This is a genomic window from Brevibacterium sp. SMBL_HHYL_HB1 (genome assembly GCF_018208375.1).
In the GTDB taxonomy this organism is placed as follows: domain Bacteria; phylum Actinomycetota; class Actinomycetes; order Actinomycetales; family Brevibacteriaceae; genus Brevibacterium; species Brevibacterium intestinavium.
In genome coordinates, this window is record NZ_CP062936.1 from 2,678,250 (window position 1) to 2,702,032 (window position 23,783).

The following is a 23,783-nucleotide window of genomic DNA, read 5'->3' on the forward strand; positions in this document are numbered from 1 at the left end:
TGCACGGTCCTCGCAGCCGTGCGTGTTAGCATCGAGGCGTCGAAAGGGGACGAGATGCTGGCGAATATGTGGCTGACTCTGCAGCTGCTCGTCGTCGTGACCTCGGCTGATATCGACTCGGTCGTGCCGCAGTCCCCGACTCATCTCATCGTCCTGGCCCTGCTCGGCGCCGCCCTGCTGACACCGATCGCTACCTGGGCGGGCATCGCACTCCTGCGGGTGGTGTCGCTGGCCGCGCGAGTTCCCCGACTTCCCGACGTCCGCAGAGGCGTGCGCGAATTCCGCATGCCCGAAGAACCCGGCACCCCGGGAACCGCCTTGGCCAGAGCGCCTTCGCGGGTCGTTCACGCCATCGCCTGAACGACGTCTCTGCCACCCTGCGGACTGCCGCGACCTTCAAACAGGTCGCTGTCTTCGGCAGACCCCCGTCTTCGGCGGGTCCCCGGCTCCCAACGGCAACCGGCAGGCCGCTGTCCCATAACGGCTGCCGCCGGGACCGGCCCCGGACCGCGCTGGGCACCTGCACCGGATGGTGACGTCGCCCCATTGACTCCGCGCCCCGAGCGCTCTGCCCCAAGGACACAGACCTGTGAATATCTATGAATTCCTGCCCATCCGCCTGCTCGTCGAAGCCGCCTACGAGGTGGTCACGACGCTCACCTCGTTCCTCCATCCTCTCGCCGGGGCCCACAGTGCCGCCCTGGCCGTCATCGTGCTCACCCTCCTCGTCCGCGCCGTGCTCATCCCGGTCGGGGTGTCCCAGGTCAAGGCCGGAATCACCCGCAGGCGACTGGCCCCGAAGATCAGCGAGCTGCGATCGAAGCACAAGGACAAACCCGAGCTCATGCAGCAGAGGCTCATGGAGCTGTACAAGGAGGAGAACGCCTCTCCCCTGGCCGGCTGTCTGCCCGTGCTGGCACAGATGCCCGTGCTCATGGCCGTCTACGGCCTGTTCATCAACTCCTCGATCGGCGGGCGGACCAATGAGCTGCTCGGACACACGTTCCTCGGACTCCCGCTGAACACGAGCTTCGTCAAGCTGCTGGGTGCCGGGGACCTGACCGGCACCGCCATCACCGTCTACCTCGTCCTCGTCGTCCTCATCGCCGTCGTCGCCGGGTTCTCCCGCCACCTGCTCACCCCGACTCAGCCCGAGGCCCCGGCGGCCGCGGGCTCAGCGCGCTCCGCACCGGACTCCCCGACCATGCCGGACCTGTCGGGGCTGATGAAGACGCTGAGCTTCATGCCCTTCCTCACCGCGATCTTCGCTCTCTTCGTCCCACTGGCCGCCGCCGTCTATCTGGCGACGACGACCTCGTGGACACTCGGTGAACGGCTGGTCCTCAACCGCCTCCTCGGCGCGAACGATCCGCTGCCTGAGGAGCGGGCGCGCGTCAGCGACTGAATCGGGCGAAGAGCCCGGGCAGAGGGGAGACATGCGAAGAGCCCGGGGCGGAGGATTCCTGTCCTCAGCCCCGGGCTCGGCATCGACGGTCGGTGCCGGTCGACTCGTCGGTCAGGCGATGACCGGTTCCGGCCGGGTCCCGGCTTCGACTCTCAGCTCGCCGTCGACGACGGCGGCGCGGATGCGACCGCCCTCATCGACAGCCTCGGTGACGAGCAGATCCGCGATGCGGTCATCGAGTTCGCGCTGGATCACGCGACGCAGGGGACGAGCACCGAATTCGGGCTCGTAGCCCTTGTCGGCGAGCCAGTCGAGGGCATCGGCGGAGACATCGAGCGAGATGCCCTTCGCCTCGAGCCGCTTGCGGCTGGCCGCCAGCTGCTGGCCCACGATGGACCGCAGCTGCGCGCGATCGAGACGGGAGAACATCACGGTGTCGTCGATGCGGTTGAGGAACTCCGGCCGCATGAATTCCTTGAGCCGTCCCATGACCTTGGCCTTGAGGTCCTTCTCCGCATCCTGTGCGACACCGGAGTTGAAGCCCAGTGGGTTGCCGGACATGAACTCCGAACCGAGGTTGGAAGTCATGATGATGACGGTGTTGCGGAAGTCGACCGTGCGCCCCTGGCCATCGGTGAGGCGTCCGTCGTCGAGGACCTGCAGGAGCAGGTTGAACGCATCCGGGTGCGCCTTCTCGACCTCGTCGAGGAGGATGACCGAATACGGACGCCGACGGACCTGCTCGGTCAGCTGACCGGCCTCGTCGTAGCCGACATAGCCGGGAGGGGCACCGACGAGACGCGAGACCGTGTGACGTTCGCCGAATTCGCTCATATCGAAGCGGATCATGGCCGATTCGTCGTCGAACAGGGTCTGCGCCAGTGCCTTGGCCAGCTCCGTCTTGCCCACACCGGTGGGGCCGAGGAAGAGGAAGCTGCCGATCGGGCGGTCGGGATTGGCCATTCCGGTCTGGCTGCGGCGGATGGCCCGGGACACCGAGGTCACGGCCTCGTCCTGCCCGACCACCCGGTCGTGGAGGACCTCTTCCATGTTCGCCAGGCGAACCTTCTGGCTCTGGGTCATCCGTGCGGCCGGGATGCCGGTGGCTCGGGAGACGACCTGGGCGATCTCCTCCTCACCGATGGTCGCTTCGGACGCCGCGGTCCGCGCCGCCTGGGCATCCGGGGCCTCGACGGACTCGATCCGGGCGGTGAGCGCGGTGATCTCATCGCGCACACGTCCGGCGCGTTCGTAGTCCTCGGCCTCGATCGCCGACTTCTTCTCGGCCTCGAGTTCGGAGAGATTGCGCTTGAGCGCGTCGACGTCGACACCGGGTCCGCGTGCCAGCGACATCCGGGCACCGGCCTGGTCGATGAGGTCGATGGCCTTGTCCGGCAGGAAGCGGTCGGTGATGTAGCGGTTCGACAGTTCGACCGCGGCCCGGACCGCCTCGTCGGTGTAGGTGACTTCGTGGAATTCCGCGTAGCGATCCTTCAGTCCCTCGAGGATCGTCACGGCGTCCTCCACACTCGGTTCGCCCACGGTCACCGGCTGGAACCGGCGTTCGAGCGCCGAGTCCTTCTCGATGGTGCGGTACTCCTTGAGCGTGGTGGCACCGATCATGTGCAGATCGCCGCGGGCCAGTCGCGGCTTGAGGATGTTTCCGGCATCCATCGAATTCGACTCGCCGCTGCCGCCTGCCCCGACGAGGGTGTGGAGTTCGTCGACGAAGACGATCATGTCTCCGTCCTCGGCGATCTCATTCAGCGCCCCGGTCAGCCGCTCCTCGAAGTCTCCGCGGTAGCGGGTGCCCGCGAGCATGCCGGGCATATCGAGGGCGATGATGCGCTTGCCGTGCAGCTGCTTGGGCACCTCACCGGCGTGGATGGCCTGGGCCAGGCCCTCGGCGATCGCGGTCTTGCCGACGCCTGCCTCACCGAGCAGAACGGGGTTGTTCTTCGTCCTGCGGGCGAGGATCTCGATCGTCTGCTCGATCTCCTCGGCCCGACCGATGACCGGGTCGAGGCGGCCCTCTGCGGCCAGCGCCGTGAGGTCGGTGCTGTACTTCTCGAGCACGGATCCCTGGGACTCGTCCCCTTCGGCCTCCTGCCCGGGCTGCATTCCGGCCTCGGCGGCCTCCGCTCCCGCCTGCAGGGCTGCCTGTGTCACCCCGGCCTGGGCGAGGATGCGTCCGGCCGGCATCTCCTGATTGAGCACGAAGGCGAAGAAGATGTGCTCCGGATCGATGTAGGTCGACCCGAAGGCACGTGCCACCTGGTAGGCGTCGAGCAGGGCCCGCTGGGCGGAACCGGTCAGCGTGGGTGTGGAGTCCGCCGCGACGTCGGTGGCCGCCGGAAGGCGCTCTTCGATGCCGTGGGCGATGGCTTCGGGATCGGCGCCCGCTTGGCGCACGGCCGAGATCCCGGGTTCGGAATCGACCATGATGCGCAGGATGTGCAGGGCGTCGACCTCGGTCTGACCGTGACGGCCGGCGAATTCCGCGGCCGCTTCGATGACCTCGTGGCTGCGCTTGCTCAGCAGCCGGTTGATGTCGACGGAACGGCCTCGGCGCGCTCCGTTCTGCCCTTGCAGGAACCGTGCGAGGAACTCATCGAAGGAGTCACCGCCAGAGCCTGCGGGTCCATAGAATGTGGCCAAAACTGACCTCCTCTTTCAAAGTTGAGCGTGTACGACTCAATCAACAGGAGCGGCGGTCCTGTTATTCCCGGTTCCGCTACGACGCGGCCGGCACTGAGACGAGCTTCACAGTCCGGGCCGGAGACGGCCTCAGCCCTCCGAGGGCCAGCCGTTGGGCTCACAGCCCTGCAGACCCTTCGTCTGCTGCTGCATCAGCGGCGCCGTGCGACCCGGGCCGGGGCAGCTCTCATGCCCATGGCCCAGGGCATGGCCGACTTCGTGGTTGATCAGGTACTGCCGGTATCGGACGATGTCGTCGAATTCCTCGGTCGCCGCGACCCAGCGCTTGGCGTTGAGGATGACGTCGGGGCCGTTGCGGCACGAGAGCTTGCCGAGGGTGCGCAGGGGCAGGCACATCTGGTCGACGGTGTCGGGACTGGCGATCGAGATCATCGTGTCCTGCCCGTCATCGACGAGTTCGATGGAGACGTCGTCGATGTCCTGCCAGCCGCGTTCGTCCTGGAGCGTGTCGATGATGAAGTCACCGGCCCGGTCGACGTCGATGGGCAGATCGTCCTCGACGCGCACGGCGACCTTGAAGGTCTTCCCCTGCTCCCGGTTGGGCCCGGTCTCCTCGGCGGGTCGCTTCCATTCCCCGCTGCCGGTGGTCTCGATGTCGTCCTCGGTCAGATCCGCCGCCCCGGCGTCGTCGACGGCCGCGCCGTCGGTGGGTTCGCTGGGCTCGCCTGACTCGTCCGGCTGCTCTGTCGGGCTCGCGGAGGCTCCGATGGTCTCGGCCGCCTGCGGGGTCGGCCGGGTCTGCTGACCGTCCTCGGGTGCGCAGGCGCTCAGCCCGATGAGCAGGGAGGCTGCGGCCAGGGACGTCAGGGCCCGCAGACGCGGGCGGGAGGCGGGGCGAGTTCGACTGAGCACGCCTGCGAGTCTAACCCCTGCGGCCTCGTGGGCGCAGATCCGCCGAAGAGCGGATCAGGGGCGAAGGCGTGCCGGCATCTCGATGCGCCCCGTGTCTCTAGGGCCTCAGAACTCGAGCACCCCGCCCGGTCCGCGCATCCGGGCCCGCAGACGCGGTTCGGGGCCCTCGACGACGCGAGTGTCCCCGGCCCCGAGCACCTCGAGTGCGGATCGGGTCGCGTCGACCTCGGGGGTCTCGATGGCGAAGTCGAGCAGCTCCAGCCGCGGCAGGGACGCCTCGGCGGGGTGGTGGGACTCGCCCCAATCGATGAGGAAGGGCTGGGTCCCCGCGGCCGGCAGCGGCGACCTGCTGGTCAGCCGCCATTCGAGCAGGTCTCCGTCGGGGGTCTCGCGGGACATGTCCCTGACCTCTCCGAAGTCGATGCCGGCCGTGTTCGCGGCCGCGACCTTGGCCAGAAAGGCCGGCGGATGGATCGCCCAGGTCTGCAGGGTCGGGGCCGTGGCCAGATGTGCATCGAGGGCGAGTCTGCCGCCGGCGGGCGGATCCTGCTGCGGGTCGGGGCCGAGGAGCTCCAGGTAGGTGCGGGCATCGTCGGCCCAGCCGGTCGGGCTCAGCCCGAGAAGGCAGTTCGCGGTGCCCCGACCGGGGTGCGAGCCCCCGGAGACCGCGCGCAGCCCCGTGGCCTCCTCCACCACGGCGACTCCGGCGTCGAGGTCGGGCACCGTGACGATGAGATGGTCGAGTTCCCTGGGAACGGTGTGCAGAGCGTCCATGATCCACCTGGACCTTTCAAACGAGCGTAGAGCCTCAGTCTCCCCCGCTTGGACGCCGAGGGCAATGCCGAGGAGTCCGGGACGCGGTGCCGGGCACGCGACCGGATCTCCGCCGGGCACCCGCGCAGACGTCTCCTGCGGGCGGATCCGCTGTGATTTCCGGCGGGATATCGGAACGGATCCGCCCGCAGGAGACATTGCTGCGCTCGCCGACCGCTCCGGCCGCGGACGGTCACCACGAGGCACCGGCCCGACCCAACCTGCCTCTGACCTGCCACTGAGCCAGCCGATCTCATATTGCTCAACATATTCAGCTCAGCAGAACGCGCCACCGGCAAAGCGCTCAGGGCTCGAACCAGAACCCGAAGACCTCAACATGTCCCAATATTAAGCCCCGTGTTGACTGTCATTTCGCCGATGAGCTTAAATCGAACCATGCAGTTCATCCCCGGCCCAGATGCGCAGCACCCCACCCTCTGCCGAATCTCGGCAGACCAGTGTGAGACTTATTGTTGAACCATCTCCGCATCGTCGTCCCCTCTCTCCGGCCCAAAGGACTTCATCCCATGACGGACCTCCGTCCCACCGCCTCAGCACCCGCTGCCGGGCCCAGCCTCGACCGCCGCTCGATGCTGGGCCTCGGCATGGGATTCGGCACGCTCATCACCCTCAGCGCCTGCACACCACGCGACACCGGTTCCCTCGAGTCCGGCGAACCCGTCCGGGGCGGGGTGCTGACCTACTTCGAACCGCAGACCTGGACTCTGCTCTACCCGCCGTCGGTCGGCTTCTACCCCAACGGCGGCATCATGAACAACATCTCCGCCCGCCTGCTGTGGCAGGACCCGGAAACCCTCGAGCTGCACCCCTGGTTGGCCACCGAGCGGCCCGAGATCAGCGCCGATGCCACAACGTATACGTTCACCATCCGTGATGGGGTGACCTATTCGGACGGGTCTCCGCTGACGCCGGCGAATGTGGCCAGGAACTTCGATCTCTTCGGCCGCGGGGACGAGGCCCGCACCCTGCCGGTGTCCGAACAGATCTCGAACTACGAGCGCAGCGAGGTCCTCGACGACCGACGCGTCCGCTTCCACTTCTCCGCCCCCTCCCCCGGCTTCGAGCAGGCCACCTCGACGATGAACGCGGGTCTGCTGGCCGACTCCACCCTCGAACTCGACGCCGCCGGGTTCGGTCCCGGTGGAGCGACGAAGATCCACACCTGCGGCCCCTTCCACATCACCGATGAGGCCATCGGCACGAAGCTGTCCGTCCGCGCCCGCGAAGACTACGACTGGGCACCGCCGCACCTGGAGCACCAGGGCCGGGCCCACCTCGACGGCATCGACTTCCTGACCAACAACGAGTACTCGGTGCGCATCGGCGCCGTGCTCTCCGGACAGGCCGACGGGGTCCGCGACGTCCAGGCCCCCGATGAGTCCCGCGTGACCGAACAGGGGCTGCGGCTCTATGCGAAGGCGACGAACGGGATCAACAACGGCATCAACTTCCGGTTCCGCCACGATCTCCTGGCCGATATCACCGTCCGCCGGGCGCTCATCGCCGCCATCGACCGACAGGAGATCGTCGACAAGCTCTTCACCCCGAACTATCCGCTGGCCACCGGTCTGCTGGCCAAGGGCGCAATGGGATACACGGACCAGTCGGGGTCCTGGGTCCACGATCCCGACAGGGCCGAGGCCCTGCTCGACGAGGCCGGCTGGACCGAACGCAACGACTCAGGCTACCGCGTCAAGGACGGACAGGTGCTCGCACTGACGGTGAACATCGCCCTGCCCCAACCGCGGTCGAACGAGGTCCAGACCCTGATCCAACAGCAGCTGCGTCGCGTCGGCGTGCGTCTGTCGATCAATCCCGGAGACCAGTCGAAGCAGACGCTCGACGCCCTCGATCTCGACACCGTGCAGATCTACCATTCGATGGTCGCCCGCGCCGACTTCGACAATCTGCGCTCGAACTACTCCTCGGTCAACCGCGATGTCTTCCTCAACGGCGCCGGCCGCTCCGATGCCGACGACGATTCGATCGACCCGAAGATCGACGAACTCCTCGACGCTCTGGCCGCCGAACCCGATGCGCAGAAACGACAGACGGCCGCCGAGGCGGTCCAGAACCACCTCGTCGAACACGCCTACGTTCTGCCCTTCTTCGAAGAGCCGCAGGTCTTCGCGTTCCGCCGCCGCGTCCACGGCTTCGCCACCGAGCCTGTGGGACGTCCCGATTTCTACAGCACCTGGCTGGCAGGAGAGAAATGATCCTCGACACCCGTTATCTGCTCCTGCGCCTCGGCCAGGCCGTCCTCGTCCTGCTGCTGGCCTTCACCGCGGCCTTCGTCCTGCTCACCCTCATCCCCGGCGATGGGGTCACCGCCCGCTTCGCCGATCCGGCACTGGGGCTCTCCCCCGACCAGATCGCGCAGATCCGCGAGGCCACCGGGGCCGACGACTCCTGGTTCAGCCGCTATCTGATCAGTCTCACCGGCTTCCTCACCGGCGACTTCGGCTACTCGGTCCAAACCGGTGCCGCAGTGTCGACGATCATCGCCGCGGCCCTGCCCTCGACGGCGGTGCTGGCCGCGGCCGGCTTCCTCACCGCCCTCGTCTTCGCCGTCGTCATCGCCGTCGCCGCCACCTACGGCCCGACCGTCGGCCCCTTCGCCTGGGTCCGACGGGTCCTCGACTCGGTGCCCAGCCTCTTCATCTCCGTCCCCGTCTTCTGGCTCGGAATCCTGCTCATCCAGGCCTTCTCCTTCCAGCTCGGGCTCGTCTCCGTCATCTCCCCCGGTCCCGCCGAGGCGCTCGTGCTGCCGACCCTGACCGTGGCGGTGCCCCTGTCGGCACCGATCGCCCAGGTCCTCATCCGCTCCATCACCGAGGTCCAGGCCTCCGGATTCGTCAAGGTCACCACCGCCAAGGGCGCCTCCGAGCTGTGGCTGCTCGTCCACACCGTCGCCCGCAACGCGGTGCTGCCGGGGCTGACGATCATCGGACTGGTCTTCGGTGAGCTCGTCGCCGGTGCCGTGGTCACCGAAACGGTGTTCGGCCGCAACGGCATCGGGCTGATCACCGCTCAGGCCGTGACCCACCGGGACAATCAGATCCTGCTGGCCGTGGTCGTGATCGCCACCTTCGGCTATGTCATCATCAACCTCGCCGTCGACCTCCTCTACCCCGTCATCGACGTCCGCCTGCGCACCCCGCGCACGGCCGCCTCGGGCAGAGGGCTGAAGAGCAGCGACGCAGCCGCCCGCAGCGCGCTGACGACGACGGCCGCCAGTGTCGGCGTCGACCTCGACTGGACGGACCACTCCGCTGCCCCGACGGGCACCGCTGCCGAGGCGAGCAGCGAGACGAAAGGGACGCACCCATGAGCCTCACCGACGCCCTCGCCCACAATCGCTCCACCGCCGGCACCCGCGCCGCCCGCGGTGCGGTCACCTCGGCGACCGTGGTCTCGGCCCTGGTCCTGCTCATCGCCGTCTCCTGGGCACTTCTGCCCGGCCTGTTCACCCACTTCGACCCGAACGACGGCGGCGACACCCCCGCCCTGCTGCCGCCCAGCCTCGACCACTGGTTCGGCACCGACCAGACCGGTCGGGACGCCTTCACCCGCGTCGTCTACGGCGCCTCCCAGTCGCTGCTGGCCGCGCTCGTGGCCGTGGGGGTGGGACTGGTCCTCGGCACCGCGATCGGACTGATCGCCGGCACCCGCCGCGGACTCGTCGATGATGTGCTCATGCGCTTGATCGACGTGCTGCTGTCGATCCCCGCGATCCTGCTGAGCCTGTCGATCGTCGTCGTCCTCGGCTTCGGCACGATCAACGCGGCCATCGCCGTCGGCGTCACGGCCATCGCCCAGTTCGCCCGCCTCGCCCGCTCCCAGGCGGTGCAGATCAGCACCAGCGACTACGTGGCCGCCGCCTACGGCTCCGGAGGCACCTTCTTCTCCGTGCTCATCCGCCATATCCTCCCGAACTCGATCTCACCCGTGCTCTCCCTGGCCGTGCTGCAGATCGGTTCGGCGATCCTCCAGATCTCGACTCTCGGGTTCCTCGGCTACGGCACCCCGCCGCCGACGCCCGAATGGGGCCTCATCATCGCCGAGGGCCGCAACTTCGTCGCCACCGCCTGGTGGCTGACCGTGCTGCCCGGCCTCGTCGTCATGGCCATCGTGCTGGCCACCCACCAGATCGGCAACACCCTGCGAAAGGTGACATCATGATCGGCTCTCCGCTGCTGAGCATCGACGGGCTCACCGTCGACTACTCCCGCCGAGGCGGCTCACCGGCCGTGTCCGACCTCGACCTCACCGTCGCCTCCGGCGCGATGACCGCCGTCGTCGGCGAATCCGGATCGGGGAAGTCGACGACGGCGAACGCAGTCATCGGTCTGCTGCCGTCCTCGGCACGGATCACCACCGGGAGGATCCGCCTCGGCGACCTCGACCTCACCGGTCTGGGACCGACCGGTTGGCGCGGGGTGCGCGGGAGCCGGATCGGCTACGTCCCGCAGGATCCCGGCACCTCGCTCAATCCGCTGCAGACGACGGGCAGGTCCGTGGCCGAGGCGCTGCGCATCCACCGACGCATGAACCGCACCGAGGCTCGGGCCCGGGTCATCGAGCTGCTGGGCCGGGTCGGCATCGACCGGCCGGAGAAGCGGGCCGATCAGTTCCCGCACGAACTGTCCGGCGGGATGCGGCAGCGTGTGCTCATCGCCGCGGCCATCGCCCTGCGCCCCCGCCTGCTCATCGCCGACGAACCGACCTCGGCCCTCGACGTGACCGTGCAGAAGCAGGTCCTCGACCTCCTCGACGAGCTGCGGGACGAAACCGGAATGGGCATCCTGTTCATCACCCACGATCTCGCCGTCGCCGGCGAACGCGCCGACGAGGTCCTGGTCATGCAGTCCGGATCCGTCGTCGAGGCGGGCGAAGCCGAACGCGTCTTCTCCCACCCGGCCACCGAGTACACCTCCCGCCTGCTCGCCGACGCCCCGGCCCTGCAGACGAAGCCGCGCCGCTGCCTCGCCGAGGCGGCCGCCGATTCCCAGCACCCCTTCGTCTCCGTCGACTCACTCACGCAGGTCTTCGACCGCACCGAGAACCAGGTCATCGGCGTCGAGGACGTCAGCTTCACCATCGGCCGCGGCACCACCCACGGCATCGTCGGCGAATCGGGGTCGGGCAAGACCACGACGGGCAGAGCTCTCGCCGGGTTCCTCGCCCCGCAGTCCGGTCGACTGCGCATCGGCGACTTCGATGCCGCCGAGTTCGCCGGCTCCGGTCCCGGCGGCAGGCGGCGTCGGGCACGTCCGAGCCGGGCCCGGCTGCGACAGTTCCGGGCCACCGTCCAGCTCGTGCACCAGAACCCGTATTCGGCTCTCGACCCGAAGCACTCGATCCGGTCGACCCTGACCGAGCCCCTGCGCAACTTCGGCATCGGCACTCGCAGCAGCCGGGCCGGCCTCGTCCACGAAATCCTGGAGCGAGTGGCACTGCCGGCGGAGTTCCTCGACCGGCGCCCGGCCGAACTCTCCGGCGGTCAGCTGCAGCGGGTGGCGATCGCCCGCGCCCTCATCGTCGAACCCGAGCTCATCGTCTTCGACGAAGCGGTCTCGGCCCTCGACGTCACGGTGCAGGCGCAGATTCTGAGCCTCCTCGACCGGCTGCAGCGGGAACTGGGCCTGACCTACGTCTTCATCACCCACGACCTCGCCGTGGTGCGCCAGATCGCTGATACGGTGTCCGTGATGTCGCGCGGTCATCTCGTCGAAAGCGGTGAGACCGAGGAGATCTTCGCGCACCCGAGCACCGATCGCACGCGTGCCCTCCTGGACGCGATCCCCAACCCCGTGACTCTGACCGGTCACGCCGACCCCGCACCCGAACCCGCCCTGACCGCAGCGGCAGAAAGCTGAGATCCATGACTGAGACCCCCACTGCAGGCACGACCGGCCCGAGGCTCGGAATCTTCACCCGCCTGCTCGAGGACGCCCCGGCTGATAGGCGCTACCGTTTCGCTCTCGAGCAGATCGCCGCCGCCGAGCGCTTCGGCCTGCGCTCGGCGTGGGTCGCCCAGCACCATTTCTCCGCCGCCGAGGGCGGTCTGCCCTCCCCGCTCGTCTTCCTCTCCCACGCCGCCGCGCACACGAGCCGGATCACCTTGGGCACGGCCATCATCACACTGCCGATGGAGAATGCCGTGCGCGTGGCCGAGGACGCCGCTGTGCTCGATGCCCTGTCCGACGGGCGCCTCGAGATCGGCCTGGGCTCGGGCGGGAATCCGAAGTCCTTCCCCGCCTTCGGCACGAGCTTCGACGAGCGCCGCGAGGTCTTCGCCGACAAGCTCGCGACCCTGCGCACCCTGGTCTCGGGCGGTTCGCTTCCCACCGACCATCTGCTCTACCCCGAGGCCGGGACGGCGAACCCCGACCGACCGGGACTCGACCGGCGCCTGTGGCAGGCGACGTTCTCCTCCGGCGGGGCCGGAGCCGCCGGCGCCGCCGGGGACGGGCTCATGCTCTCACGCACCCAGCCGCGTCCGCAGGACGACCCGGGCGCGGCCCTCGACGAGGTGCAGCTGCCGGTCATCGACACCTACCTCTCCCAACTTCCCGACGACGTCGCCCCGCGCATCCTCGCCTCCCGCACGGCGGTGGTCGCCGATGCCGCCGACCTGCCCCGGCTGCGCGAGATCACCGAACCGGCGCTGCGGAACGAGGCCGACCGCCTCGTCGGCTATGACACCTCCTCCCTGAGCCTCGATGAGCTGCTCGTCGCCACCGACACCTACCTCGGCACCCCCGAACAGGTGATCGAGCGGCTGAGCAGGGACCGTGTGCTCGACCGTGTCACCGATGTCAGCTTCCAGGTGCACTCGGTGCCGGCGACGAACGAGACCGCCCTGCGGTCGATCGAGCTGCTGGCCACCGAAGTGGCTCCGGCACTGGGCTTCGACGTCGCCGAGGAGCGGGTGCACTGAGATGGCCGATATCATCAACGTCCTCGCCGGGATCGCGGCGAACGACCCCCTCGATGCGCTGCGCGATCACCGCCCCCAAGCCAAGGAGAACGCCCAGCTGAGCTTCGAGGCACTCCTCGAACCGTCCGATCCGGCCAGTTTCTCCTATCTCGAGCGCTATGCAGTCGCCGCTTTCACCGCGGGCCTGCTCGGTGCCCCCGCCGCCGAGGAGTTCTACCGCGACCTGCTGCGCGATGAGGACGAGTCCGCCTCCTGGGCGATCGCCGAACTCCTCGACGAGGCCGTGGCGGCATCCGTTCCGGACACCGGCACCGGCGTTCCGGGCCCGTACGGGATCTTCGAATCCGCGGCACTGGCCGGAGAGAATGCGCCCGGCCCGTGGTTCACCGCGGCGGCGGAACCGGCAACGCCTCTGGATGACAAGCTCGTGGCCGGCCTCGAGTTCGCCCATCTGCTCGTCCTCCACCCGCGCGACAGCCGGCCCGGGCACCTGGCGCTGCTGCTCGAGGCCGGCTGGGACGAGGACGGGATCGTCGCTCTGGCCCAGCTCGTGTCCTTCCTCAACTTCCAGATCCGCATCAGCACCGGACTGGCCGCGCTGGCGCACACCCCCGGCGCACCGGCGGAACCAACCGCCGGACCCGACCCCGGCTCCGAGCCCGCGGATCCGGCCACGGGAGTCGACAGCCCCGCCTCGGCGCGGGTGGAAGAGGCACTCGCGGCCGTCGGGGACCGGGTGAGCACCTATCCGGACCTCAACCGACCCAAGGTGTTCCAACAGTCCGGGCTCGGATGGGTGCCGTGGATCGCCCCGGTCGCCGAGGCGGAGCTGACCGAGACGCAGCGCGAGGCGCTCATCGAGGCCGGGCGGGCGAAGAACCCCTACTTCCGCCTGCTCGCCCGGGATCCGGCCGCACTCAAGGCCAGGACGCTGACCGACCTCGACATCTTCTTCAACACCACCGACGGCCTCGGCCGGGCCGAGCGGGAACTCGCCGCGACCGCGGCCTCGAGGCTCAACGGGTGCCTGTTCTGCGCGTCCGTCCACGCCGACCGCGCCACCGAGGAATCCGGACGTCGCGACCTCGTGCAACGGCTGCTCGACGACGGCGCCGAGGCCAGCCTCGGCGATGCGGTCTGGGACGCCGTGGTCGAGGCCTCGGTCGCCCTCACCCGGACCCCGCAGACGTTCGGGCCCTCGCACGTGACAGCCCTGCGCGAGGCGGGTCTGGCCGATGGCGACATCATCGATGTGCTCGGCTGCGCGGCGTTCTTCAACTGGGCCAACCGCCTCATGCTCTCACTCGGAGAGCCCGAGGTGCTGTCCGCCGGGAGGTGAGTGCTCCGCCGTCGCGTGCACATGCCGCCCGCCCGGCGCTGCGACCGAACCTCGGTTCAGGCGACGTCCATCAGCGCTGAGCGGATGATGAAGCGGTTGCCCGTCGGCGATTCGACGCTGAAGCCTCCTCCCCGACCGGGCACCACATCGAGGGTCAGGTGGGTGTGCTTCCAGTACTCGAACTGCTCGGCCGACATCCAGAAGTCCAGTCCGGCCTTCTCCGTGTCCTCGATGGGCAGTTCGAAGTGGCCGAGCAGCACGTCGGCGTCCGAGGTGAGGAAGTCACCTTCGGGGAAGCACATCGGAGAGGACCCGTCGCAGCAGCCGCCGGACTGATGGAACATCAGCTGGCCGTGCTTGTCGACCAGCGTGGCCAACAGGTCGATGGCCGCCTGGGTCATCGCCACTCGTGATTTCTCTTCGCCCTCGATCGTCGGTGTCGATTCGAGGACGGCTGATTCGGTTGTGTCACTCATCAGAAGAATCCCTGTGCATTCTCGGAATAGCTGACCAGCAGGTTCTTCGTCTGCTGGTAGTGGTCGAGCATCATCTTGTGGTTCTCGCGTCCGATGCCCGAGGACTTGTACCCGCCGAAGGCCGCGTGCGCGGGGTAGGCGTGGAAGTTGTTCACCCAGACGCGACCGGCCTGGATGTCGCGTCCGGCCCGGTAGGCGGTGTTGCCCTTGCGCGACCAGACGCCGGCACCGAGGCCGTAGAGGGTGTCATTGGCGATCGCGATCGCGTCGTCGTAGTCGGAGAACGAGGTCAGGGCGACGACGGGTCCGAAGATCTCCTCCTGGAAGATCCGCATCGAGTTCGTGCCCTTGAAGATCGTCGGCTGGATGTAGTAGCCGCCGGCCAGGTCCCCGTCGAGTTCGGCCCTGTCACCGCCGATGAGGATCTCGGCGCCTTCGTCCTTGCCGATCTGCAGATACGACATGATCTTCTCGTACTGGTCGTTCGAGGCCTGCGCGCCGATCTGGGTGTCGGTATCGAGCGGGTTGCCCTGTTTGATCGAGCGGACGCGTTCGACGCCGGCGGCGACGAAGTCGTCGAAGATCGAGTCCTGGACGAGTGCGCGGGACGGGCAGGTGCAGACCTCGCCCTGGTTGAGCGCGAACATAGCGAAGCCCTCGAGGGCCTTGTCACGGTATCTGTCGTTGTCGTCCATCACATCGTCGAAGAAGATGTTCGGTGACTTGCCGCCGAGTTCGAGGGTCACCGGGATGATGTTCTGCGAGGCGTACTGCATGATCAGACGACCCGTCGTCGTCTCACCGGTGAATGCCACCTTGCGGACGCGCTTGTTCGCGGCCAACGGCTTGCCCGCCTCGGCGCCGAAGCCGTTGATGATGTTGAGGACTCCGGCCGGGAGCAGATCGCCGATGAGTTCGGCGAGGACGAGGATCGACGCCGGGGTCTGCTCGGCGGGTTTGAGGACGACGCAGTTGCCGGCGGCGAGCGCAGGGGCGAGTTTCCAGGTGGCCATGAGCAGGGGGAAGTTCCACGGAATGATCTGTCCGACCACACCGAGGGGCTCCTGGAAGTGGTAGGCCACGGTGTCGTCGTCGATCTGCGAGATGCCGCCTTCCTGCGCCCGGATCGCCGAGGCGAAGTAGCGGAAGTGGTCGACGGCCAGCGGAAGATCCGCGGCCAGGGGTTCGCGGATGCCCTTGCCGTTGTCCCAGGTCTCGGCGACAGCGAGCATCTCGAGGTTGGTTTCGATGCGGTCGGCGATCTTGAGCAGGATGTTCGCCCGCTCCGTCGTCGAGGTCCTGCCCCAGGACGGTGCCGCTGCCCAGGCCAAGTCGAGGGCGGTCTCGACGTCCTCAGCGGTGGAGCTGGGGATCTCGGTGAAGACCTGACCGGTCACGGGAGTGATGTTCTCGAAGTAGTTGCCATCCTTCGGCGGCACCCACTCGCCGCCGATGAAGTTCTCGTAGCGCGGCTTGAACGTGACGAGCGAACCGTCGGTACCGGTGCTGAGTAGACTGCCATGACACTCCTTCGTGTGAGTCCATCCGCTCCCGAGGAGCGGATGTGTCCTAGTGCTCTCACCATAAGCCTGCTCAGCCGGAGGGACAATAGGTGCCACTGGCTCCGGACTCGGGGTGCCCCTCCTGCGGAGCGCCGTCGAGTGGGCGTTCGACCACGGCGCGTGTCTGCTCGACGGCCATCCCGTCGATGTTGCCGCGCTCCGACGCCCACCGGCACCCTCGGCCGTCTTCACGGGAACTCTGACGATGTTCCAGCAGTCGGGATTCACCGAGACCGCTCGCACCTACCCTTCCCGTCCAGTCATGCGCCGCGAGGGAAGCGAAGGGCTGTGGCCTCAAGAAGTCCGCGGCAGAGAGCTCGTCAGCAGCATCGGCCCACAGGAAGGAGTGCCAGGAGGTCAGGATCAGGGACGCACAGCCTCATACACCACCATCTCTCTGGTCTCACCGCTGAAGATCCGATGGTCGGCTGTCGCTTCCTGCCGCACGTATCCGGCGCGTTCGGCCGTGCGCTGCGATGCGATATTCCAGGGTTCGACGTGGAGGACGATCCGAGCGAGTCCTGGCACTGTCCATCCGAAACCGGTCAGCGCCAGAAGGGCGTCCGCGGCATAGCCGCGCCTCCGCTGTGAGGGGGCGATCGCGTAACCGGCCGTAGCCAACCCGCTGCTGAGGTCGCGCAACCACAGACCACAGTGCCCCACGGCCCGGTTGCCGGCGGTCCAAACGATGGCGAATGAAAAGCCCGCGCCTTCTGCATGTCGTCCCTGCTGCCGGTCGATCCACGCATTTGCCTCCTCGTTCGAGGCAGTGAACGGCAAGGATCCCGTCTGCGGGACGTACGGATCGGTTGAGAGTTCTCGCGCCATTGCCACATCCTCGGGTCCGACTTCGCGGAGATGGACTGAACCATGTGCGGGAGCCCTGCTCGGCCACGGCGGAAGTGTCATCCGAACAATTCTAGGCCCAGTCCTTCGACCGCCGGCCTGCCAGTAGGCCGGTTGTCGCCGGCTCACACATGGACGAGTGTGCCGTTGCGGGGAACCCCGTCTCCGAACCGAATGGGGACCGCGGATGCGCCTTCCAAACTGTCGAAGGCCTGCAGGTGCAGATGCGGTTCAGTGCTGTTGCCGGAATTGCCGCACCGTCCGACCTGGTCACCGGTCCGGACCCGGTCGCCGAGCTGCACCTGCGTGCTTCCTCGCTGCAAGTGACAGAGTGCGACGATGGCCGTTCCGCAGTCGATCATGATGTGGTTGCCGGCGAGTGCCCGCCACCCAGCCTCGACCCGTTTGCGCTGCGTCAGCGCATACCCGAGCGAGGGCAGGCCCCGGTGGGCAGAGTGGTCGGGTTCGGAATCGTGGACTGCCACGACGGTGCCGTCGACAGGGGCGGTCACGGGACGGCCGAAGCCCGCGAACCTTTCCGGAGGCTCAGGCCGCAGCAGCGATTCGATGCTCAAGCGCGCCGATCGCAGCGATTCGTCGACCGGCACGAAGTCGATGGCATACGAGGTCGCGAACCGTGCCGTCCCGTGGCTCGGAACCCGATCGGCGGGGCTGTTCTGCACCAGCCACCGTCCCGTGAACGGATAGTCCAGATCGAGAGGATCATTCATCGCTTCCCCTTCCACCCCATTGCTAGAATGACTGCCATGAATGAGCCCGACAGCCCGGTTCTGCGTCTGATCCCGTATCTGGCGGCGATCACTGCGGCCGTCTTCATCTTCCTGCCCCGACTCGGCGGGGCCGGGGACCTGCTGACCGGCCTCATCTTCGCGGCCGCCGCCTATTTCGGAGTCTACTATCTGGCCAAGCTCATCATCCACGTCATCGTCACTCGCATCGACGACGACGATCCCGCCTGACCCCTACTTCTTCGCCTGCGCGGGCACGACGACCTTGCGGATGACGATGAGCGCCGAGGCGGCCACCGGCACCGCGACCACGGCACCGAGCACACCGCCCAGAGTGCCGCCGGCGATGGCGGCGATGATGACGAGTGCGCCGGGCACATCGACCGCGGCTCTCATGATGCGGGGGCTGAGCAGGTACGCCTCGACCTGCATGTACACGAGATAGTAGATGCCGGCGGCGATGCCCAGTCCCGGGGAGACCATGAGGCATGAGGCGGTGATGATGGTCGCTCCGATGATCGGACCGATGAGCGGGATGAGCGAGGCCAGGAACGCCACGAACGCCAGCAGTGCCGGCAGCGGTGCGCCGATGATGGTCAGGAAGATCGCCGAGCACACGCCGTTGACGATGCCCAGGGACAGCTGCCCGAGGACGTAGCGTCCGATGGAGCGGGTGACCTCCTCGGTGACGGATTCGACCGTCGGTCGGGAGCTGGCCGCGACCAGGGAGAACATGGCGGATTTGATCGTCGGCATGGTCACGGCGAAGTAGATGGTGAGGATGACGACGATGATAGCGCCGGTGATGAAGCTCAGTATCCCGGCCCCGATCGACACGACTCCGCCGCCCACCGACAGCACGTTCTTCGGGTCCGAGACCCAGTCGCCGAGATTCGCGAAGATCGCGTCGACGTCGATCGCCCCGGTGAACTGCTGCTCGAGCTCCAGCACCCAACCGGTCGCCGCGAGATTCGCCACGATGTCGGGCAGATCGCCGATGAAGGTCTGGATCTGACTGATCACGATCGGGGCGACGAGCAGTCCGGCCCCCACGACGATGAGGATGAAGGCGAGGACGACGAGGATGACGGACATCGACCGCGGCACCTTGCGCTCGACGAACCACTGCACGATCGGTTCGAGACCCAGCGACAGGAACAGGGCGAGCCCGATGTAGATGATCACGGTGGCCACGGACTGCAGAGCCATCATCACAGCGATCGCCAGCCCCACGCCCAGGGTGCCGGTGAAGCCGACCCGGAACGCGCTGTTGAGTGTGAGGGATCTGCCCTGACCGGTGCCCATGGACTCCAGTGTAACCAGCGATCATGCACCGGTCGGCACTCTCACGTTAGGATCGTCGGTGAAACCCGAACCGTGAAGAAAGTGGTATGTCGAGAATGAGCCCCGATCCGAACAGCATCGATGTCTGGGAGGCCTTCCTCGACCCACAGGGCGAATTCTCACTGCCTGACTTCGCCGCCGTCACCCCAGAGACGCTGTTGTCCGCGGTGAACGCGGCCACCGATTTCGCCCGCGCCGAGGTGGCCGGGATCGTCTCCGACGAGGCCGAGCCGACGTTCTTCTCCACCACCGTGAGGTTCGAATCCGCGTTCGTGCCGATGACCCGCATCGCCTCCGTGGTCAGCGCCGTCGAGTCCAACCACTTCCGTCCCGAACTCGCCGACGCCGTCGGGCAGGTGTGGCAGACGCTGTCGGCGACCCGCACCGAGATCCTGCTCGACGTCGATCTCTTCCATCGCATCGAGCAGGTCGCGGTGGCCGACCTCAACCCCGAGGACAAGCGGCAGCAGGAGCTGACCGTCGAGCTCTTCGTCCGCGCCGGAGCCCGCCTCGGCGAGGAGGAGCGGGAGCAGATGGCCACGATCCTCGCGGAGCTCACAGCACTCGAGACCTCCTTCTCCCGGGCCCTGCAGCAGGACACACGGGAACTGGCCGTCCACCTCGGCGAGGCCGATTCGCTGGTCGGGATGAACGAGGACCGGATCGCCGCGGCCGCGGAGCGGGCGGCGGAGCGCGGCGTCGACGGCTATCTGCTGCCGCTGAACAACTTCACCCAGCAGCTCGTGCTCGAGTCCCTCGACTCCGCGCAGACGCGCCGGCACGTGCTGAACAACTCGATGGCCCGCGGCTCCCGCGGCGGCGACGGCGACACGCGCACCCAGGTCGCGGACACGACGGCGCTGCGGGCGCTGCAGGCGAACCTGCTCGGCTATCCCTCGTACTCGTCCTTTGCCATCGACAATCAGACCGCCGGCAATCCCGATGCCGCGGCCGATATCGTCTCCTCCCTGATCAACCCCGCCAATGCTCAGCTCGATGCGGAACTGGCTGCGGTCAGGGAACGCTACGGTCTCGACGAAATCGCAGCCGAGGACGTCAAATATCACCTGGCGAAGTACCGGGCCGATACGTTCGGCATCGATCCCGATGAGGTGGCCAAGTACTTCGAGTTCGACACGGTCCTCACCGAAGGCGTCTTCCGCGCGGCCACCGGGCTCTACGGCATCACGTTCGCCCCACGTGAGCACGTGACCGGCTGGCACGAGGACGTCCGCACCTATGAGGTCACCGATGTCAACGACCGGCCCTTGGGCCTTGTGCTCATCGACCCGTATGCGCGGGACACGAAGCGGGGCGGGGCGTGGATGGACCAGCTCGTGCCCGCCTCACGCCTGACCGGTCTGCTGCCGGTCGTCACCCTCTCGCTCAACCTCGCCAAGCCCGGCCCCGGACGGCCGACCCTGCTCAATCCGACCGAGCTGAAGACGCTCTTCCACGAGTTCGGTCATGTGCTGCACGGACTGTTCGCGAACTCGACCTACCCGTCGACGGCGGGCACCGCGGTCCCGCGCGACTATGTGGAGTTCCCGTCCCAGCTCAATGAGATGTGGCGGTTCCACCCGCAGGTCCTGCCCCATTACGCCAAGCACATCGACACGGGTGAGCCGATGCCGGCCGAGCTCGTCGCCGCGCTGGTCGACAGTGAGCGGTTCGGGCAGGGCTTCGACACGATCGAGTACCTCGCCGCGGCCATGCTCGACCTGTCGTGGCATTCGCTCGAAGCCGGAGAGCACATCACCGATGTGCTCTCCTTCGAATCCGAGGTCCTCTCCGCCGCCGGGTTCTCCCCGCTCGTGCCGCCCCGGTACCGCACCACCTACTTCGGTCACATCTTCGCCTCCGGGTATGCCGCCGGCTACTACTCCTACCTCTACTCCGAGGTCATCGCCGCCTGGGTCAGCGAATGGTTCGAAGACCACGGCGGGCTCGACCGCGAGGCCGGAGACGCCTTCCGCGAAGCCATCCTCGCCCCCGGATTCTCGATCGACCCGATGTCGGCGATCGAACGCTTCTTCGGCACCCGACCCGATGTCGCGCCGCTGCTGCGCCGTCGCGGACTGGCCGAACCGGTCGCCTCCGAAGACGAGCCCGCAGCCGCAGCCGAACCGGCAGCCGGCCCGGGCGAACCCGGTGACGCGGACCCCGCCGCGGCGAACCCGGCCGCCGTCGACGACCCGGCAGCCGCCTCGGCGGGGGCAGCGGAGGGACCCAAGCAGCATGCCAATCATGCGAAGGTCGAGACCGCACTGCGCGAGCACGGCATCGAACCGCAGGTCCGGCTCTTCGACGATGCGACACCCACGGCGGCGTCGGCGGCCGAGAAGCTCGGCATCGAGGTCGGGGCCATCGCCAACAGTCTCATCTTCTCCTCCTCAGGCGCGCCCGTGCTCATCATGACCTCGGGCGCCCACCGCGTCGACACCGACCATGTCGCCGATCAGCTGGGCATCGATTCCCTCGACCGCGCCGACAAGGACCTCGTCCGCGAGGCCACCGGCCAGGTCATCGGCGGTGTCGCCCCGTGCGGGCATCCCGCTCCGATCCCCACCTACGTCGATATCGCGCTGAGGGGCCATCCCGTTCTGTGGGCCGCGGCCGGCACCCCGAACTCGATGATGTCGCTGACCTACGAGCAGCTGCTCGAGGTCACGAACGGGAAGGAAATCACCGTTGTCGCAGAAGAGCCCTGACAGCCGGTCCGGCCCTTCGGAGAGCGAGTCTGGACAGCCGAGTCGCAGCAGCGACTCGGCGCCCTCCCCCACCGCGACGAGGCTGGCCGCCTTCGCGTCCTCACGCGGACGTTACTACGCGGTCTTCCTCGCCGTGTTCTGCGCGGTGCTCATCATCTCGAACATCTCGGCCACGAAGGTCATCGGCTTCGGCCCCATCGTCACCGACGGCGGCGCGTTCCTGTTCCCCATAGCCTACATCCTCGGCGACGTGATCAGCGAGGTCTACGGTTTCAAGGCCGCCCGCAAGGCCGTGATCACCGGTTTCGGTCTGCAGATTCTGGCGACTTTCGTCTTCTGGCTCGTCCTCATCTCCCCACCGGGGCCCGGATACGAGAATCAGGAGGCCTTCGCCGCCGTCCTCGGCTTCTATCCGCGCATCGTTGCCGCCTCCTTGGTCGGCTACCTCGTCGGCCAACTGCTCAACTCGTGGGTGCTCGTGGCCGTGAAGCGGCGGATGGGCGAATCGAAGTTGTGGGTGCGGCTGCTGACCTCGACCGGGGTCGGCGAATTCGTCGACACCCTGCTGTTCTGCATCATCGCCTTCGCCGGAGTCATCCCGGGCCTGGACTTCCTCAACTACATCATCGTCGGCTTCGTCTACAAGGTCGCCGTCGAGGTCATCCTCATGCCCGTGACCTACCGGGTCATCACGCTGGTCAAACGCCACGAACCCAGTTACGAGCTCGGCGGAGGCTCCTGACCGCGCCGCTTCGCATAGTACCGGCCGAGCGCCTCGGCCTCGAGCTCGTGGAAGCGGCCGTCGATCATCGCCTGGCGGATCTCGGCGACGAGGCCGACGACGAAGTGCTCGTTGTGGATCGTGCACAGGGTGGAGAAGAGGATCTCCTTGGCCTTGTACAGGTGCCGCAGATAGGCCCGCGAATAGTTCTGACAGGTGTAGCACGAGCAGTCGGGATCGAGCGGTCCGAAGTCCCGGCGGTATTTCGCCCCGGTGAGGTTGAAGCGCCCGTCACGGGTGTAGATCGCGGCATTGCGGGCCACCCGTGAGGGCGAGACGCAGTCGAAGGTGTCCGCTCCGGTCCTGATCGCCTCGAACAGGTCATCGGGCTCGGAGATGCCCAGCAGGTGCCGCGGCTTGTCCTCCGGCAGCTCCTCGCACACCCAGCGGATGATGGTGCCGAGGTTCTCCTTCTCCAGCGCCCCGCCGATGCCGAAACCGTCGAAGTCCATCCCACCCAGATCCCGGGCGGCCTTGCGCCGCAGGTCCTCGTACTGCGCTCCCTGCAGCACTCCGAACAGCGCCTGATAGGGACGGTGCGAACGGGCCTCGGTGAGGCGGAAGTGCTCCTCGACGCAGCGGATCGCCCACTGTCGGGTCCGCTCGAGCGACTCCTCCTGGTAGCCGCGGGTGTTGATGAGGGTCGTCAGCTCGTCGAAGGCGAACATGATATCGGCGCCGATCTCGTGCTGGACGCGCATCGAGATCTCCGGGGTGAAGCGGTGCATCGCCCCGTCGAGGTGGGATTTGAAGGTCACCCCGTCGTCATCGACGTTCGACAGCCGCTCCTTGCCCACGGCCACGAGCTCATCGCTGCGCTGGCCGGTGGCCTCCATCGAGATGACCTTCTTGAACCCCGAACCCAGGCTCATGACCTGGAAGCCGCCGGAGTCGGTGAACGTCGGGCCGGGCCAGTTCATGAACTTCCCCAGACCGCCGGCCTCATCGATGAGGTCCGATCCGGGCTGCAGGTAGAGGTGGTAGGCGTTGGCCAGCACCGCCTGCCCGCCGAGCTCGGCGACCTCGTCGGGGCGGACGGCCTTGACCGTGGCCTTCGTGCCGACCGGGATGAACGCCGGGGTCTCGATCCGACCGTGCGGGGTGCGGATGACACCGGTGCGGCCGCCCGTGTCCAGGCGCGTGCCCACCTCGAAGCCGAACTGCGAACGGTCGTTGATGGGTGCGGATGCTGCCGGGGATTCGTCTGTAGTCACCGGACAAGC

General features: G+C 67.6%; 20 protein-coding genes. 11 read left to right on the top strand and 9 right to left on the bottom strand.

The window, feature by feature from the left end; all coding sequences use genetic code 11:
- Nucleotides 1–54 precede the first annotated feature (54 nt).
- The gene (locus IG171_RS12480; protein ID WP_212127753.1) at nucleotides 55–360 is read left to right on the top strand and encodes a hypothetical protein; all 306 of its coding nucleotides are present in this window, start codon (nucleotides 55–57) and stop codon (nucleotides 358–360) included.
- Between the two features lie 229 nt (nucleotides 361–589).
- Complete coding sequence (locus tag IG171_RS12485; protein WP_212127754.1) at nucleotides 590–1,405, top strand: YidC/Oxa1 family membrane protein insertase; 816 nt, start codon at nucleotides 590–592, stop codon at nucleotides 1,403–1,405.
- Between the two features lie 111 nt (nucleotides 1,406–1,516).
- On the opposite strand, the gene IG171_RS12490 is transcribed toward IG171_RS12485, so the two are convergent.
- From IG171_RS12490 to IG171_RS12500, 3 genes are all read right to left on the bottom strand, one after another.
- On the bottom strand, nucleotides 1,517–4,063 hold the full coding sequence (locus IG171_RS12490; RefSeq protein ID WP_212127755.1) for an ATP-dependent Clp protease ATP-binding subunit: 2,547 nt from the start codon (nucleotides 4,061–4,063) through the stop codon (nucleotides 1,517–1,519).
- A gap of 129 nt (nucleotides 4,064–4,192) precedes the next feature.
- A complete protein-coding gene (locus tag IG171_RS12495; protein WP_249203674.1) occupies nucleotides 4,193–4,975 on the bottom strand; it encodes a DUF3152 domain-containing protein in 783 nt (260 codons plus the stop codon).
- Nucleotides 4,976–5,080: 105 nt separating this feature from the next.
- Complete coding sequence (locus IG171_RS12500) at nucleotides 5,081–5,749, bottom strand: VOC family protein (protein WP_212127756.1); 669 nt, start codon at nucleotides 5,747–5,749, stop codon at nucleotides 5,081–5,083.
- A 566-nt stretch (nucleotides 5,750–6,315) separates the two neighbouring features.
- Here IG171_RS12500 and IG171_RS12505 point away from each other — a divergent pair.
- From IG171_RS12505 to IG171_RS12530, 6 genes are read left to right on the top strand one after another with little or no spacing between them, the layout of a single operon-like run.
- Complete coding sequence (locus IG171_RS12505) at nucleotides 6,316–8,025, top strand: TIGR04028 family ABC transporter substrate-binding protein (protein WP_212127757.1); 1,710 nt, start codon at nucleotides 6,316–6,318, stop codon at nucleotides 8,023–8,025.
- A complete protein-coding gene (locus IG171_RS12510) occupies nucleotides 8,022–9,140 on the top strand; it encodes an ABC transporter permease (RefSeq protein WP_212127758.1) in 1,119 nt (372 codons plus the stop codon). The genes IG171_RS12505 and IG171_RS12510 overlap by 4 nt, the downstream gene beginning before the upstream one ends.
- The gene (locus IG171_RS12515) at nucleotides 9,137–9,991 is read left to right on the top strand and encodes an ABC transporter permease (RefSeq protein WP_249203675.1); all 855 of its coding nucleotides are present in this window, start codon (nucleotides 9,137–9,139) and stop codon (nucleotides 9,989–9,991) included. Before IG171_RS12510 ends, IG171_RS12515 begins: the two co-directional genes overlap by 4 nt.
- On the top strand, nucleotides 9,988–11,688 hold the full coding sequence (locus IG171_RS12520; RefSeq protein WP_212127759.1) for an ABC transporter ATP-binding protein: 1,701 nt from the start codon (nucleotides 9,988–9,990) through the stop codon (nucleotides 11,686–11,688). The genes IG171_RS12515 and IG171_RS12520 overlap by 4 nt, the downstream gene beginning before the upstream one ends.
- 5 nt (nucleotides 11,689–11,693) lie before the next feature.
- Nucleotides 11,694–12,752 (top strand): putative FMN-dependent luciferase-like monooxygenase, encoded by a 1,059-nt coding sequence (locus IG171_RS12525; protein WP_212127760.1) that lies wholly within the window; start codon nucleotides 11,694–11,696, stop codon nucleotides 12,750–12,752.
- A gap of 1 nt (nucleotide 12,753) precedes the next feature.
- Nucleotides 12,754–14,091 carry an alkylhydroperoxidase domain protein gene (locus IG171_RS12530; protein WP_212127761.1) on the top strand — a complete coding sequence of 446 codons (1,338 nt, stop codon included), beginning with the start codon at nucleotides 12,754–12,756 and terminating at the stop codon, nucleotides 14,089–14,091.
- 56 nt (nucleotides 14,092–14,147) lie between these two features.
- Here IG171_RS12530 and IG171_RS12535 read toward each other — a convergent pair whose 3' ends face one another.
- The 4 genes from IG171_RS12535 to IG171_RS12550 all read right to left on the bottom strand — a co-directional run bounded on the left by IG171_RS12535 (nucleotide 14,148) and on the right by IG171_RS12550 (nucleotide 17,706).
- The gene (locus tag IG171_RS12535; RefSeq protein WP_212127762.1) at nucleotides 14,148–14,567 is read right to left on the bottom strand and encodes a DUF779 domain-containing protein; all 420 of its coding nucleotides are present in this window, start codon (nucleotides 14,565–14,567) and stop codon (nucleotides 14,148–14,150) included.
- On the bottom strand, nucleotides 14,567–16,021 hold the full coding sequence (locus tag IG171_RS12540; RefSeq protein ID WP_249204340.1) for an aldehyde dehydrogenase family protein: 1,455 nt from the start codon (nucleotides 16,019–16,021) through the stop codon (nucleotides 14,567–14,569). The genes IG171_RS12535 and IG171_RS12540 overlap by 1 nt, the downstream gene beginning before the upstream one ends.
- Before the next feature lie 471 nt (nucleotides 16,022–16,492).
- Nucleotides 16,493–16,957, bottom strand: a complete 465-nt coding sequence (locus IG171_RS12545; RefSeq protein WP_249203676.1) for a GNAT family N-acetyltransferase — start codon at nucleotides 16,955–16,957, stop codon at nucleotides 16,493–16,495.
- 143 nt (nucleotides 16,958–17,100) lie between these two features.
- Entirely contained in the window at nucleotides 17,101–17,706 is a 606-nt protein-coding gene (locus IG171_RS12550; protein WP_212127764.1) for a M23 family metallopeptidase, read from the bottom strand.
- Nucleotides 17,707–17,742: 36 nt separating this feature from the next.
- On the opposite strand from IG171_RS12550, the gene IG171_RS12555 reads away from it, so the two are divergent.
- A complete protein-coding gene (locus tag IG171_RS12555; protein WP_212127765.1) occupies nucleotides 17,743–17,955 on the top strand; it encodes a hypothetical protein in 213 nt (70 codons plus the stop codon).
- Between the two features lie 3 nt (nucleotides 17,956–17,958).
- On the opposite strand, the gene IG171_RS12560 is transcribed toward IG171_RS12555, so the two are convergent.
- Entirely contained in the window at nucleotides 17,959–19,029 is a 1,071-nt protein-coding gene (locus IG171_RS12560) for an AI-2E family transporter (RefSeq protein ID WP_212127766.1), read from the bottom strand.
- A 95-nt stretch (nucleotides 19,030–19,124) separates the two neighbouring features.
- Here IG171_RS12560 and IG171_RS12565 point away from each other — a divergent pair, with 95 nt between their 5' ends.
- Together IG171_RS12565 and IG171_RS12570 are read left to right on the top strand one after the other, a co-directional pair.
- The gene (locus IG171_RS12565) at nucleotides 19,125–21,779 is read left to right on the top strand and encodes a M3 family metallopeptidase (protein WP_212127767.1); all 2,655 of its coding nucleotides are present in this window, start codon (nucleotides 19,125–19,127) and stop codon (nucleotides 21,777–21,779) included.
- Nucleotides 21,780–21,861: 82 nt separating this feature from the next.
- The gene (locus IG171_RS12570) at nucleotides 21,862–22,521 is read left to right on the top strand and encodes a queuosine precursor transporter (RefSeq protein ID WP_212131673.1); all 660 of its coding nucleotides are present in this window, start codon (nucleotides 21,862–21,864) and stop codon (nucleotides 22,519–22,521) included.
- Here IG171_RS12570 and tgt read toward each other — a convergent pair.
- The gene (tgt, locus tag IG171_RS12575) at nucleotides 22,497–23,774 is read right to left on the bottom strand and encodes a tRNA guanosine(34) transglycosylase Tgt (RefSeq protein WP_212127768.1); all 1,278 of its coding nucleotides are present in this window, start codon (nucleotides 23,772–23,774) and stop codon (nucleotides 22,497–22,499) included. The two genes, IG171_RS12570 and tgt, sit on opposite strands and share 25 nt — an antisense overlap.
- Nucleotides 23,775–23,783 lie beyond the last annotated feature (9 nt).